General features: G+C 63.7%; 13 protein-coding genes. 6 read left to right on the top strand and 7 right to left on the bottom strand.

Features of this window, described 5'->3' with window-relative positions:
- Positions 1-53: 53 nt before the first annotated feature.
- From prmC to hemA, 3 genes are read right to left on the bottom strand one after another with little or no spacing between them, the layout of a single operon-like run.
- Complete coding sequence (gene prmC / locus KUL93_RS02860; RefSeq protein WP_217125611.1) at positions 54-917, bottom strand: peptide chain release factor N(5)-glutamine methyltransferase; 864 nt, start codon at positions 915-917, stop codon at positions 54-56.
- Positions 910-2007 carry a peptide chain release factor 1 gene (gene prfA / locus KUL93_RS02855; RefSeq protein ID WP_217125610.1) on the bottom strand — a complete coding sequence of 366 codons (1098 nt, stop codon included), beginning with the start codon at positions 2005-2007 and terminating at the stop codon, positions 910-912. The genes prmC and prfA overlap by 8 nt, the downstream gene beginning before the upstream one ends.
- Entirely contained in the window at positions 2004-3263 is a 1260-nt protein-coding gene (gene hemA / locus KUL93_RS02850; protein WP_119334633.1) for a glutamyl-tRNA reductase, read from the bottom strand. Before hemA ends, prfA begins: the two co-directional genes overlap by 4 nt.
- A gap of 70 nt (positions 3264-3333) precedes the next feature.
- Here hemA and KUL93_RS02845 point away from each other — a divergent pair, with 70 nt between their 5' ends.
- From KUL93_RS02845 to rapZ, 4 genes are read left to right on the top strand one after another with little or no spacing between them, the layout of a single operon-like run.
- The gene (locus KUL93_RS02845) at positions 3334-4014 is read left to right on the top strand and encodes a response regulator (protein WP_119334632.1); all 681 of its coding nucleotides are present in this window, start codon (positions 3334-3336) and stop codon (positions 4012-4014) included.
- Positions 3995-5410, top strand: a complete 1416-nt coding sequence (locus tag KUL93_RS02840; protein ID WP_217125609.1) for a sensor histidine kinase — start codon at positions 3995-3997, stop codon at positions 5408-5410. Before KUL93_RS02845 ends, KUL93_RS02840 begins: the two co-directional genes overlap by 20 nt.
- 28 nt (positions 5411-5438) lie before the next feature.
- A complete protein-coding gene (locus tag KUL93_RS02835) occupies positions 5439-5999 on the top strand; it encodes a thioredoxin family protein (RefSeq protein ID WP_217125608.1) in 561 nt (186 codons plus the stop codon).
- On the top strand, positions 5996-6961 hold the full coding sequence (gene rapZ / locus KUL93_RS02830; RefSeq protein ID WP_217125607.1) for an RNase adapter RapZ: 966 nt from the start codon (positions 5996-5998) through the stop codon (positions 6959-6961). Before KUL93_RS02835 ends, rapZ begins: the two co-directional genes overlap by 4 nt.
- A 24-nt stretch (positions 6962-6985) precedes the next feature.
- Here the strand turns inward: rapZ and KUL93_RS02825 are convergent, their stop codons facing one another.
- The 4 genes from KUL93_RS02825 to KUL93_RS02810 form a co-directional block, all read right to left on the bottom strand.
- The gene (locus tag KUL93_RS02825) at positions 6986-8215 is read right to left on the bottom strand and encodes an ammonium transporter (protein WP_430408199.1); all 1230 of its coding nucleotides are present in this window, start codon (positions 8213-8215) and stop codon (positions 6986-6988) included.
- Positions 8216-8245: 30 nt separating this feature from the next.
- The gene (glnK, locus tag KUL93_RS02820; protein ID WP_119334628.1) at positions 8246-8584 is read right to left on the bottom strand and encodes a P-II family nitrogen regulator; all 339 of its coding nucleotides are present in this window, start codon (positions 8582-8584) and stop codon (positions 8246-8248) included.
- Positions 8585-8596: 12 nt separating this feature from the next.
- On the bottom strand, positions 8597-9328 hold the full coding sequence (locus tag KUL93_RS02815; protein WP_217125605.1) for a TorF family putative porin: 732 nt from the start codon (positions 9326-9328) through the stop codon (positions 8597-8599).
- Between the two features lie 294 nt (positions 9329-9622).
- The gene (locus KUL93_RS02810) at positions 9623-10333 is read right to left on the bottom strand and encodes a type 1 glutamine amidotransferase (protein WP_217125604.1); all 711 of its coding nucleotides are present in this window, start codon (positions 10331-10333) and stop codon (positions 9623-9625) included.
- A gap of 43 nt (positions 10334-10376) precedes the next feature.
- On the opposite strand from KUL93_RS02810, the gene KUL93_RS02805 reads away from it, so the two are divergent.
- Entirely contained in the window at positions 10377-11966 is a 1590-nt protein-coding gene (locus KUL93_RS02805; RefSeq protein WP_217125603.1) for a biotin--[acetyl-CoA-carboxylase] ligase, read from the top strand.
- Positions 11963-13342: a TrpB-like pyridoxal phosphate-dependent enzyme gene (locus KUL93_RS02800; RefSeq protein ID WP_217125602.1), complete on the top strand. Its 1380-nt coding sequence runs from the start codon at positions 11963-11965 to the stop codon at positions 13340-13342. Before KUL93_RS02805 ends, KUL93_RS02800 begins: the two co-directional genes overlap by 4 nt.
- Positions 13343-13359: the final 17 nt, after the last annotated feature.

The raw sequence follows: 13359 nt of genomic DNA, 5'->3' as shown, positions 1-13359 counted from the left end.
GAATTGCCGCAAAAAGGGCCCACCGTTTCGGCACGGGAGCCGTGTTTCTTATTCTACTCGTTCGGGCGCCGTTTACGCCCGCCGCTCACCCGCTCGTGGCCGGCCAGATCGCGCCACGTCTGAACGTGCAGGAATCCGGCATCGAGAAGCCGACCACGAACCGCGTGTCCTTGGCTATAGCCGTGTTCGCACAACAGCCACCCGCCGGGTGCAAGATAGCGCGGCGCTTCGGCAACGATCCGGGCGATCGCCGCAAGGCCTTCGTGCTGCTCCACCAGCGCCTGCCGCGGCTCGAAACGCAGGTCGCCAGCGTTGAGGTGGGGATCATCCTCGGCTAGGTAGGGGGGGTTGGCGACGATGAGGTCGAAAAGCTCCAACCCCAGCCGAGAAAACCAGTCGCTTTCGACGAATGAGACGCTGGCACCCAGCCGCTGCGCGTTGTTGAGCGCAACGGCAAGCGCCGCGCGCGAGCGATCGACCGCAACCACCTCCGCGTGGGGCAGTTCCAACGCCAGGGTGATCGCGATACAGCCGCTGCCGGTGCCCAGATCAAGGATCCGCAACGCAGCCCCAGGGCGCTGATCGGCGACAGAAAGCGCGACATCGACCAGGGTTTCGGTGTCGGGGCGCGGGATCAGCACCGCGGGCGAAACGCAGAAGGTGCGGCCGTAGAACTCCCGCTCGCCCGTCAAATAGGCCACTGGCTCCCCAGCAGCACGGCGGGTCACGAGAGTGCGAAAAAGCCGCCACACCGTTTCGGGCAGCCGCCGTTCGGGATAGGCCAAAAGCGTCGCGGTACGCACCCGCGCCGCATGCGCAAGGAGTATGCGTGCGTCCAGCGGATCGATCCGTTGCCGCGCCCACGCCAACGCCTCGCCCAACGTGGGCAACGCAATATCGTGCGCCGCGTCAGCCATTTTCGTTCGCTTCCCAGGCCGCGAGCGCTTCGGCACGCGCCTCACGGCGCAGCGGCTCGATCACCAGATCGAGCGCACCGTCGAGAATCTGCGGCAATTGGTAGAGGGTCAAATCGATCCGGTGGTCGGTCACCCGTCCCTGCGGAAAGTTGTAGGTGCGGATCCGGTCGGAGCGATCCCCGCTGCCGACGAGCTGCCGCCGCATCGCTGCGGTGGCCGCTTGTTGTTCGGCACGGCGCCGCTCCGCCAACCGCGCCGCAAGCACCGCGAGCGCTTTCGCTTTGTTGCGGTGTTGCGAGCGATCGTCTTGGCATTCGACCACGATGCCAGTGGGGAGGTGGGTGATGCGCACCGCCGACTCGGTCCGGTTCACGTGCTGGCCGCCAGCGCCAGAAGCGCGAAAGACGTCGATGCGCAGCTCTTTCGGGTCGATTTCGGCAACCGCTTCGGGATCCTCCTCCGGCAACACCGCGACCGTGCACGCCGACGTGTGAATCCGCCCCTGGCTTTCGGTCACCGGCACGCGCTGCACGCGATGCCCGCCCGATTCGAACTTCAACCGCCCATAGACCCCTTCGCCGCGAACGTGGGCGATGAGCTCTTTATATCCCCCCAAATCGGATTCGCTCGCCGAGACGATCTCGACCTGCCAGCCTTGCGCTTCCGCGTAGCGGGCGTACATTCGGAAAAGATCGGCAGCAAAGAGTGCGGCCTCCTCACCCCCTGTTCCCGCGCGAATCTCGAGGTAGACGTCGCGCGCATCGAGGGGATCCACGGGCACCAACGCTTCGGCTAGTTGCGCTTCGAGCCGTTCGCGCTCCGAGTTGAGCGCGGCCAACTCTTCTCGCGCCAGCGCGGCAAGCTCCGGGTCGTCGCCGCTTGCGGCCAACTTTTCCGTCGTGGCGATCTCGTCGGTAAGGGCCTGGTAGCGTTGCCACAGTGCCACCGGTTCTTCCAACTGCGCCCGCTGCTGCATGAGCGCACGAAGTCGCTCGGGGTTGGCCGCGGTTTCCGGGTCGCTCAACGCCCGGTCGAGCTCGTCGAGCGCATCAGCCATGCGTTGGAAGCGTTCGATCCACGACGCCTTCATCGTTGCGTCTTCTCCCAACCAAAGAGTTGTGGCGCCCAGCGGCTCAACGCCTGGCGTGCTTCTGGTGGAGCTTGCCGAAAAAAGGTGGTTGGCGCATGCAACCATTTGTTCGTCAGCGCGTGGGTGAGCGCCGCGATCACCGCTTCCGGATCCCCGCCCGCCCGCAATTTCGCCAATGCCCGCTCGCGTTCTGCGGTGGCGATCGTCTCTGCGTGGGTGCGCAACTGGCGAATGAGCGGCACCATCTCTTGCGCGCTCACCCACTGGGCAAACTCGGCCAGGCGGGCGTCGATGATCGCTTCGGCGTCCCGAACCGCCTGCGCGCGGCTTTCCCGTCCCTCCTGCACGATTTGCGCCAGATCGTCGACCGCGTAGAGGAAGACGTCCTGCAGCGCGCCCACTTCCGGCTCGATGTCGCGCGGCACCGCGAGGTCGACCATCACGAATGGACGGTGGCGCCGCTGCTTGAGCGCCCGCTCGACCATCCCCAACCCGATCAACGGCAACGGGCTGGCGGTACTGGCGACGACCGTATCGAACTCCGGCAACAGTTCGGGCAACCGATCGAGCGGATGCGCCTCGGCGGCAAAACGAGCAGCCAGTTGCTCGGCCCGCGCCACCGTCCGGTTCACGATCGCGATCCGCTGCGGCTGCCCTGCGGCGAAATGGGCGACGCACGTTTCGATCATCTCCCCTGCACCGACGAAGAGCACCCGCTGCTCCGCCACCGGCCCGAAAACCCGTTGGGAAAGGCGAACAGCGGCGGCGGCCATCGAGACGACGTTGGCACCGATCGCGGTTTGGCTGCGCACCTCTTTCGCGACCGAAAGCGCCATCTGCATCACGGTCTGGACGTGCTTGCCGAGCGTCCCCGCCGCTTTCGCAAGACGCAGCGCCTCTTTGAATTGCCCGACGATCTGGGTCTCGCCCAGGACCATCGAATCGAGGCCCGAAGCGACACGAAAGAGGTGTCGCACCCCTTCGCTATCCCGATGAATGAAGAGGTGGGGTGTGACCTGCGCCAGATCGGCGTGGCGGTGGGCACAGAGCCACGCGAAGACCGCGTGCGGGTCGCTCGCCGCGACGTAACATTCGGTTCGGTTGCACGTCGATAAGAGCGCCGCTTCGTGAACGCCGATCCCCGCAGCGACGAGCGCGCGCAACAGCTCGGGTAGCTCGGACGGAGCAACCGCAAGTTGTTCACGCACCGGCACCGGCGCAGAGTGGTGGTTGAGGCCAATCGCGAAAAAGGGCATGGGGCGCATTATAGCGAATCGCCAAGCGGCTCCCGTTGTTCGAACCCGACAACCCCATTACAATCGGTTCATGCGCATTTTGATCGTCGAAGACGACCCGGTGATCGCCGAAGGGTTGGCGCGGGCACTCAAACGCGCGGGATACGCCATCGACCTCGTCGCCGACGGCTCCGCTGCCGATGCTGCCCTGGCCGCGACCGAATTCGATTGCGTGATCCTCGACCTCGGATTGCCGAAATTACCCGGAATCGAGGTCCTCAAACGGTTGCGCGCGCGGCAAAACACCACCCCGGTCCTCATCCTGACCGCCCAAGACGGCATCGAAGACCGCGTACGCGGGCTCGACGCGGGCGCCGACGACTACCTCACGAAACCGTTCGACCTGCGCGAACTCGAAGCGCGCGTGCGTGCGCTCACGCGCCGCGGCGCCGCGGCACCCACCCGAGTCAAAGTGGGGCGGCTCACGTTCGACACCGGCGCCCGCCGCGCCTATCTCGACGACGAACCGCTCGAACTCTCGGCACGAGAGCTGGCGATTCTGGAATACCTCCTGTTGCGTCCCGGGCGGTTGGTTAGCAAAGAGCAGCTCCTGGAGCACCTCTGCGGCTGGCACGAAGAGGTCTCGACCAACGCGATCGAAGTCTACCTCCATCGGTTGCGCAAAAAGATCGACGGCAGCGGTGCGGTGATCCGGACCGTACGCGGCGTTGGCTATTGTCTCGACAGCGACCATGCCGTTTCTGATTCCTAAACGACGCACCGAACCCAACTCGCTCTTCGGTGAGATTCTCGACTGGATGCTCGCGCCGCTGCTCCTCTTGTGGCCGATCACCATCTTCATCACCTATCAGATCGCCACGGAGATCGCCCACCGGCCGTACGATCAGGCCCTTGCCGAACGCGCCCGTTTCTTGATGCGTTTCGTCCTCTTTGCCGACGGAAAACCCAGTTTCACCTTGCCAGCACCGGCGCAATGGATCTTGCATGCGGGCACCAACGCCACGCTCTACTACGAAGTCCGTACCCCGGAAGCCCGCCTTGCGGGCAACGCGCAACTGCCTACCCCCTCGTGGCTGGCCGACATCGACGTGCGCTTCCAAGACATCGACTACCACGGCGAACCGTTGCGGCTGGCCACCTTGGTAGAACGCAAACACCGCGACGGCGGGCAGACACTCGTCGCGGTACAGGTCGCGGAAACGGTAAAACAGCGCCAGGCGCTCGTCACCGAGGTGATCACCGGCGTGATGATGCCGCAATTCATCGTGATCCCGATCGCCGTCGTGCTGGTGTGGTTCGGCCTCACCAAAGGACTCGCACCGCTCAGGCGCCTGCAGGCACACCTGACCCGGCGTCGCCCAACGGACCTTTCGCCGATCGACCTGGAGCGGGTACCCGAAGAGATTCGCCCGCTCATCGAAGCGTTCAACCGCCTGATGGCGCGCCTCGAGGAAAACTTGGCGGCGCAACGCCGCTTCATTGCCGATGCGGCGCACCAAATGCGGACCCCGATCACGGGGCTCAAAATGCAAGCAGAACTCGCCCGGGAAGCCGAAACCCCGGAAGAGCTGCGTGCCGACCTCGAAAAGATCATCGCCGCTGCGGAGCGCACCGCCCGCCTCATCAATCAGCTGCTGACGCTTGCCCGCACCGAATCGAGCTCGGAACAGGTCCACCGCTTCCAGCCCACCGATCTGGTCGCGCTGCTGCGTGAGGTCGTTGCCGATCTCTACCCGAAAGCGCACCGCAAACGGATCGCATTGGCGCTGGAAGAAGGACAGACCCCGTGCACCATCGACGCCAATGCGCTCATGCTCGGGGAGCTCTTCAAGAACGTGATCGACAACGCGATCACCTATACGCCACCCGGCGGCGACGTGACGATCCGCGTCTGGCAGGAGGGCGCAACGATCCATGTCGCCGTCGACGACACCGGCCCGGGCATCCCACCGGAGGCGCGCGCGCGCGTCTTCGAACCTTTCTTCCGGCTTCTGGATTCGGAGCGATTGGGCGAGGGTTCTGGCTTGGGCCTTGCGATCGCACGCGAAATCGCCGAACAGCACCAAGCCACGATCACGATCACCGAGCCACCCTTCGGGCGCGGCACCCGGGTACGCGTCACTTTTCCGTGCGGTTCGCTACAATAAAGCGATCCACCACCACAAGGAGTTCGCGATGGTCGCCCTCAACACCCCCGTCTGTGATTTTGGCTGGAAAGCGGTCGACTTCGACCTCATCGGTGTCGATGGCAAACGCTACACGCTTGCCGACGTGCGCGGCGAAAACGGCCTATTGGTAATGTTCATCTGCAACCACTGCCCCTACGTCAAAGCGGTGCTCGACCGGATCATCCGGGATGCCCGCGAGCTCAAGGCCTACGGCATTGGCTCGGTAGCAATCATGAGCAACGACCCGGCCGACTACCCGGAGGACTCGTTCGAAAACATGCAGCGCATCGCCCAGGAAAAGGCGTTTCCATTTCCCTATCTCTGGGACGAAACGCAAGAGGTCGCAAAAGCCTACGGCGCGGTCTGCACCCCGGACTTCTTCGGCTTCAACAAAGACCTCGAACTGCAATACCGCGGACGACTCGACGCCTCGGGGCGGCAACCCGCACCACCCGATGCGCGCCGCGAACTCTTCGAAGCGATGGTCCAGATCGCCCAGACCGGTCAAGGGCCGCGTGACCAGACCCCATCGATCGGCTGCTCGATCAAATGGCGCGAACCGCAGTGAATGTTTCAGCAAACGGCTTAGCCGCGACCACGGCGCCGCGGCCACCGCGTATCGTCGTCGTGAGCGGCGTCTCCGGTGCCGGCAAGACGGTCGCGCTGCGCGCGCTCGAAGACAGCGGTTTCATCGCGCTCGACAACTTGCCGGTTCCGTTCCTCGTTCCGGTGGTGACCCACATCCTCCACCACGCGCTCGCTACCCCTTCGGCGGAGCGGCGGGAAGGGATCGCAGTCGCGGTCGACATCCGCAGCGGCAACCTCGACGCGCTCCCCGAAGCGCTCGCCGAACTGACGCAGCGCACCGGTATCGCCCCAGACGCGCTCTTTCTCGACGCACGCGACGACGTGTTGCTTGCCCGCTTTTCGGAAACCCGCCGTGCGCATCCGCTCGCCACGGGCACGATGACCGTCGAAGAAGCGATCGCACGCGAACGGCATCGTCTGGAACCCATCGCGCAAGCCGCCCAACGCCTCGACACCAGTCACCTCTCCGCGCAACAGTTGCGCCGATATCTGCGGGAATGGCTCCCCCCCGACGGCGCCCCGCGCGCGCCGCTCACCCTTACCTTCGAATCGTTCGCGTTCAAACAAGGCGTGCCGCTCGACGCCGATCTGCTCTTCGACGCCCGCTGTCTCCCCAACCCCTATTACGATCCGACACTGCGCCCGCTCACGGGGTGCGATGCACCGGTTCAGGCGTTTCTTGCCGCGCAGCCTTTGGTCACCCGGATGGAAGCGGATATTGCGGATTTCATCACCCGCTGGCTTCCCCATTACACCGCAGAACAGCGCAGCTATCTCACCGTCGCGATCGGGTGCACCGGGGGACAACACCGCTCGGTTTACCTCGTCGAACGCTTGGCCGCCCGGTTCATCCCATCGGCACGGGTACTGGTCCGCCACCGTGCGCTCCACGAAAAAGCCCCTTGCGGGGAATCCCGCAAGGGGCAAACGCAACGAGAATGAACTCTGCTCGCTGCAGAGGAGGAATCAGAAGCGGTAGCCGCTTTCCCCGTGCGCCACGATATCGAGCCCTTCGCGCTCCTCCTCTTCCGCGACGCGCAAACCACCCGTAAGCGCCGCCGCGATTTTGTAAGCAACGAACGAGACCACGCCGGACCAAACCAATGTGACGATTACCCCTTTGGCCTGGATTACGAGTTGCGACGCAATCGAAAAATCGGCGCTACCGGTACCACCCAGCGACGGTGCGGTAAACACCCCTGTGAGTAATGCACCGACGATCCCACAAACCCCATGCACACCGAAGACGTCCAGCGCGTCGTCAACACCCAACCACCGCTTCAGCTGGTTGACGCCCCAGAGCCCCACCACGCCGGCTGCCGCACCGATGACGAGTGCGCCCATCGGGCCAACGGTGCCCGCCGCGGGTGTGATCGCCACCAACCCAGCCACCGCGCCCGAAGCGCCGCCCAACATCGAGGGTTTCCCCTTGAGGAGCGCCTCACCCGCCAACCAGAGGAGAATTGCCGCTGCGGTTGCAAACAGGGTGTTCAGGAACGCGAGCGCTGCGGTGCTGTTCGCCTCCAGCGCCGAACCAGCGTTGAACCCGAACCAGCCCACCCAAAGCAGCGAAGCGCCGACCATCGTCAGGGGCAAAGAGTGGGGCGTCAGCGCCTCACGGCCGTACCCAATGCGCTTACCCACGAGATACGCGCCGACCAAACCGGCGATCCCCGCGTTGATATGCACGACCGTACCCCCCGCGAAATCGAGCGCACCGTCGCCCAGCAACCAACCACCTGGTCCCCACACCATGTGGGCGATCGGCAGATAGGCAAACGTAAGCCAGATCGCCGTGAAGACGAGCACCGCGGAAAAACGCATCCGTTCCGCAAACCCGCCGACGATCAGCGCCGCGGTAATGCCCGCGAACGTTCCTTGAAACGCGATGAAGGCCATCTCCGGCAGCTTCACCCCCTCGCTGAAGGTATCCGCTAGGCTTTCGAGCGTAACGCCGCTCAAAAAGAGTTTCGCGAACGACCCAAAATACGGGTTACCTTCGGTGAAAGCGAGCGAATAGCCATAAATGGCCCACAGCACCACTGCAAGGGCAAAGGTGGTCATCACCTGCATCAGCACCGAAAGGACATTTTTCGCCCGCACCATCCCGCCATAAAAGAGTGCGAGCCCAGGCATCACCATCATCAACACCAGAAGCGTCGACGTGAGCATCCACGCCACATCCCCTTTGTTCACCATTTCCATCGTTTCGCTCCTATCCATTCCTCACAATGCTGAGGCGTCGGTCTCGCCCGTACGAATCCGAACGACCTGCTCGAGCGGCATGACGAAAATCTTGCCGTCGCCCACCTTTCCCGTTCGCGCCGCCTGGACGATCGCATCGACCACCTGATCGAGCTGCTCGTCCATAACTGCGACATCCACCCGGACCTTGGGCAAGAAATCGACCACGTACTCGGCGCCGCGGTAGAGCTCGGTATGCCCTTTTTGCCGACCAAACCCCTTCACTTCGGTGACCGTCAGTCCGGTAATGCCCGCCTCGTTCAACGCTTCACGCACTTCGTCGAGCTTGAACGGCTTGATGATCGCGCTGACCATTTTCATGATCCGCTCCTCTCAAAAAGTTTTGCCAACACTGAACACCACACGCGAATCGGCAAGTTTCGAACCGCTGACGTTGGTGTCGACGTAATAAAGCCCCCAATCGAATCCGCCGTAGCTGGCACTCACCCCTACCTTCCAGTCGGTATAGTCGGCGTTGCCTGTGCCGCGAACCACCTGCCGTCCGACGTGGGCCAGCAATTTCACGCCAGGCATTACCTCAGGCGCCACGGTGAGGTCGTAATATTGACTGCCATCGGAATGGGGCGCGCCGAAGAGATCGGTGAGCGCATAAGAGATTTTGAAAGTCGCCGGCCCGTATCCCACTGCCCCATAGACCTCGGTGGTATGAGGCGTCTTGAGCCCAGAGGCTGCTTTCCACGCCACCGAGTAACTTCCCGGGTAGTAGTACTGGAGCAGGCCGACGTCGAAAGCAAGGTCCCCCATCGACCAGCGCTTGCCGCCGTAGAGATCGAGCTCGACACTGTTGGAACTGCCCGGCGCAGCGTCGGAGAGCCAGGAAACGTTCGTTCCCCAAAGACCAACGTACCAACCGTCGGCACCTACCCAATCGACACTGGCTTGCAACGCCACTTTCTCGTTGGTCTGCGAAAAGCCACGGTAGACGTAATCGCTCACCAACGCCACATTGCCGGTGACCGCGCTTTGCGCCGCCGCACCATGGGAAAACAGCGCTGCGGCCACCGCGACGGCACCGCATCCCAGAACCAAAGCCTTCGCTTTCATGGTTTTCTCCTCAGTTGCATGAATCGCAACTTCAGGTGAGCAAGTGGCGTGCCAAAGAAAAAATGATGAGAAATCAACGAATTTCGCCACAGCGTGCGCGCAGATGAAGCGCACCGCTTTTATTGCGATGCACCATTGCACCAAAACGGTGCATGACGAGAATCCGTGCGCCCAAAAAATGCACACACTGCACCAACACACGCTCCGTCCTGCACACGCAACAGCGCCTCCCATCCCACCACACGACCGTGGGGCACGCTCCAAATCGGTTGCGCGAAACTGGTCAGTGTCAGCTCATGCACGGACATCGGACACCCCCCGCCACCATTCCCGGTAAAGCCGCATCGCCGTCGCCGTGAGCTGCGGTAAATGGTCGGGGATCGCCGCGACGATCGCCTCGGGCGTCTGCACCGACGCGCTCGCTCCAACTCCCTCTTTCGCCCAATCGGCGCACCAGCGCTCAATCATCGCTTCGGTCATCTCCACGTGGCACTGCAATGCCAAATGCGGTCCCAGCGCAAAGGCTTGCTGGGAACAATGGGCGCTAGCCAGCCACCCGATTGCGCCTTCAGGGAGTGAAAAAGTCTCGCCATGCCAATGAAACGCCACAAAGCGTTCGCAATCGCCGAGCCAACGTCGTCCCTCCGATCGGTTGGTCACCCACACCTCGCCCCATCCAATCTCCTTCGTTGGGTTGCGCGTGACGGTTGCCCCTAAAGCCTTTGCCAACAGCTGGCCACCGAGACAGTGACCGATAACGGGCACCCCACTGGCCACCGCCTGGCGGAGCAACCCAAGGAGGGGTTCGATCCACGGCAACGGATCATTGACGCTCATCGGCCCACCCATCAAGCACCAACCGTCATACTGTTCCGGATCCCTCGGAAGCGGTGCCCCTTGATCGATCGCGATGAGGTGCGTTTCCCCTCCTTGCGCTGCGACGAAATCGGCAAAGGTTCCCGGCCCTTCGATCGGGGAAAAGCGTACAATCGCAATCTGTTTCATCGCTATCTCCTGTTCCCATCCGTTCGAACAAATAGCAAACCCCATGCCAACCGCACCTACGCTGCACTGGCTCGCGCTCGACGCGTGCGCGTCGACCAACGACGTTGCCGGACAGCAGGCCGAATCCCTCGCTCCCGGCCATTACCTGGCCGTCACCGCCCAACGGCAGACCGCGGGCCGCGGTCAAAGCGGCCGACGCTGGACGATGCCGGAGGGTGCCGGAATCGCATTCTCGGTGGCAACCCGCCTCCCGCCCCAGACGAACCTCGAAGGCCTTTCGCTTGCGGTGGGCGCGGCGCTTGCCGAACGATTGGAACTGCTCGACCTCCCCGTTCGCCTCAAATGGCCGAACGATCTGCTCGTTGCGGAGCGCAAACTCGGCGGGATCCTCGTCGAAGCGCAATGGCGGGGGCAAGCGCCGCCGATCGTCGTCGTCGGCGTCGGTCTGAACCATCGTGCGGCACCACGACTCGACGACCGAGATCCCTGGACATTGCCCCCCACCGCGCTTGCCGAGCACCTCACGCTCGTTCCCCCTGCTGAAACCCTGCTGCAGACGCTGGTCGGCGCAGTGGTTGCCGTACTCGAAGACTTCCGCTGCGGCGCAGGCTTCACCCCTTGGCAAGCGGCGTGGTGGGCCCGTGCCGCGTGGCGCGACCGTTGGTTGCAACTGCTGCCCGCGCACGAAACGACAGAACCGCATCTCGTCCGCTTGAGCGGCGTCAACGCCCGGGGGGAACTCCAGGTCACCACTGCGGCAGGGGCACACCAGACGCTGACCTCCGCCGCCGCGCGCATACGCCCTGTGCCGCTCCTCCTCGATCTGGGAAACAGTCGCGGCAAATGGTATTGGCGGGACGACGCGCAAGGGGCGTTTGCGTACGACGACACGGCACTCGAAGCATGGTGGCAGCAGCTCACCCCGTTGCTGTCCACGATTCCGTGCGTCGTCGGTGTCAGCGTCACCACACCGTCCCGTACCCAGGCGATCACTGCCCGCTTTGCCGCGCATCGCATCCCATGCCATTGGATCGCGCCGAGCCAGCACGGTGCGGGCGTCCTTAACCAGTACCGCAATCCCCAACAGCTGGGCGCCGATCGCTGGGTCACCGCAGTTGGAGCATGGCACGCTGGGTTGGCGCCAGCGGTGATCGTCGGTTGTGGCACCGCGACCACGCTCGACTGGCTCGACGAAACCGGCGCGTTTCGCGGTGGCGCGATTCTGCCTGGCATCGACGCGATGTTCGCTGCGCTCGCAGCCCGCACCGCGCGACTCCCACAGCTCGACCCGCGCCGCGCCGTCGACCAGATCGCGACGGCTCCGTTTCCCCCCACCGATACCGAAACCGCGATCGCCACCGGTGTCTGGCTGGCGCAAAAGGGGGCGATCGCGGCATTCACGGCGCAGGTAGCCAAACAGACTTCGATCCTGCCGCGCGTGATCCTGCACGGCGGCGCCGCACCGCTCCTCTCCCCCCACGTAGACATCCCGCATGAGGTGCGCGATAATTTACTTTTCCTGGGCCTTGCCGCGCTTGCGTGCGCGCAGCCGGAGTCGCACCCCCCTCAGACACCGCCCGAACCACCGACCGGCCCCTCTGCACCGTCAACACACAACGAGGAGACATCATGACCGAACCCACCCGCATCCTGCTCCCCGAAAACGAGATCCCGACTCACTGGTACAACATCGTCGCCGACATGCCCAACCCCCCCGCACCACCGCTTGGGCCAGATGGCAAGCCGGTGACGCCCGAACAGATGGGTGCAATCTTTCCCGAACCGCTCCTTGCGCAGGAGATGAGCAGCGAGCGCTGGATTCCAATCCCAGAGGCGGTACGCGAAACCTACCGGATCTGGCGCCCTTCACCGCTTGTGCGCGCGGTACGGCTCGAACAAGCGCTGGGCACCCCAGCCAAACTCTTCTTCAAGTATGAAGGCGTCTCGCCGTCCGGCTCGCACAAACCCAACTCTGCGGTTCCTCAGGCCTACTACAACCAACTGGTCGGCATCAAGCGGCTCACGACCGAAACCGGTGCCGGTCAATGGGGGAGCTCGATCGCGTTCGCCGGCCAGAAATTTGGCCTCGAAGTGCGGGTCTATATGGTGAAAGTGAGTTACGAGCAGAAACCCTACCGCCGCATCCTCATGCAGACGTGGGGCGCCGAGGTCTTTCCCAGCCCCTCGCCCCACACGCAGACGGGGCGAGCAATCCTCGAACGCGAACCCGACAACCCCGGCTCGCTCGGCATCGCGATCTCCGAAGCGGTGGAAGAGGCCGCAAGCCGCGCTGACACCAACTACACCTTGGGGTCGGTCCTCAACCACGTGCTCCTGCACCAAACCGTGATCGGACTGGAAGCCAAAAAACAGTTCGAACTGCTGGGGCTTTATCCCGACGTGATCTTGGGTCCGTGCGGCGGTGGTTCGAGCTTCGGCGGCATTGCCTTCCCGTTCTTGGCCGACAAGATCGCAGGAGACAAACGGGCGGAGCACCTGCGCTGCGTCGCGGTCGAGCCTACCTCCTGCCCCACCCTCACGAAAGGGGTTTATGCGTACGATTACGGCGACGCTTCCGGATTCACGCCGCTCATGCGGATGTATACGCTCGGGCACGACTTCATGCCCCCGGGCATCCACGCGGGCGGTCTTCGCTACCACGGCGATTCGCCCCTTGTCTCCCAGCTCTACCACGAAGGGTTGCTCGAAGCGCGTGCGGTGCCGCAAGTTGCGACGTTCGAAGCAGGGGTCCTCTTTGCCCGCACCGAAGGGATCCTCCCCGCGCCGGAGTCGTGCCACGCGATTCGCGCTGCGATCGACGAAGCGCTGGCGTGCAAAGAGAGCGGAGCGCCGAAAGTGATCCTCTTCAACCTCACCGGACACGGCCACTTCGACCTCTCTGCGTACGACAAATACCTACGCGGCGAACTCGAAGACTTCGAATACCCCGCCGAGGCAATCGAAGCGTCGCTGGCGCATCTCCCCAAGGTCGCTGCGCCGACCGCGTAACCGCAGTTGCGGCGGGC

It is taken from the genome of Hydrogenophilus thiooxidans (genome assembly GCF_019049855.1).
Taxonomy (GTDB): domain Bacteria; phylum Pseudomonadota; class Gammaproteobacteria; order Burkholderiales; family Rhodocyclaceae; genus Hydrogenophilus; species Hydrogenophilus thiooxidans.
Note: the sequence above shows the minus strand (reverse complement) of the source record. Positions and strands in the feature narration are given on the sequence as shown.

Excerpts from the sequence above, each read along its gene's own strand:
- prmC (WP_217125611.1), bottom strand. The coding sequence starts at position 917 with ATGGCTGACGCGGCGCACGATATTGCGTTGCCCACGTTGGGCGAGGCG.
- prfA (WP_217125610.1), bottom strand. The coding sequence starts at position 2,007 with ATGAAGGCGTCGTGGATCGAACGCTTCCAACGCATGGCTGATGCGCTC.
- hemA (WP_119334633.1), bottom strand. The coding sequence starts at position 3,263 with ATGCCCTTTTTCGCGATTGGCCTCAACCACCACTCTGCGCCGGTGCCG.
- KUL93_RS02845 (WP_119334632.1), top strand. The coding sequence starts at position 3,334 with ATGCGCATTTTGATCGTCGAAGACGACCCGGTGATCGCCGAAGGGTTG.
- KUL93_RS02840 (WP_217125609.1), top strand. The coding sequence starts at position 3,995 with ATGCCGTTTCTGATTCCTAAACGACGCACCGAACCCAACTCGCTCTTC.
- KUL93_RS02835 (WP_217125608.1), top strand. The coding sequence starts at position 5,439 with ATGGTCGCCCTCAACACCCCCGTCTGTGATTTTGGCTGGAAAGCGGTC.
- glnK (WP_119334628.1), bottom strand. The coding sequence starts at position 8,584 with ATGAAAATGGTCAGCGCGATCATCAAGCCGTTCAAGCTCGACGAAGTG.
- KUL93_RS02815 (WP_217125605.1), bottom strand. The coding sequence starts at position 9,328 with ATGAAAGCGAAGGCTTTGGTTCTGGGATGCGGTGCCGTCGCGGTGGCC.
- KUL93_RS02810 (WP_217125604.1), bottom strand. The coding sequence starts at position 10,333 with ATGAAACAGATTGCGATTGTACGCTTTTCCCCGATCGAAGGGCCGGGA.
- KUL93_RS02805 (WP_217125603.1), top strand. The coding sequence starts at position 10,377 with ATGCCAACCGCACCTACGCTGCACTGGCTCGCGCTCGACGCGTGCGCG.
- KUL93_RS02800 (WP_217125602.1), top strand. The coding sequence starts at position 11,963 with ATGACCGAACCCACCCGCATCCTGCTCCCCGAAAACGAGATCCCGACT.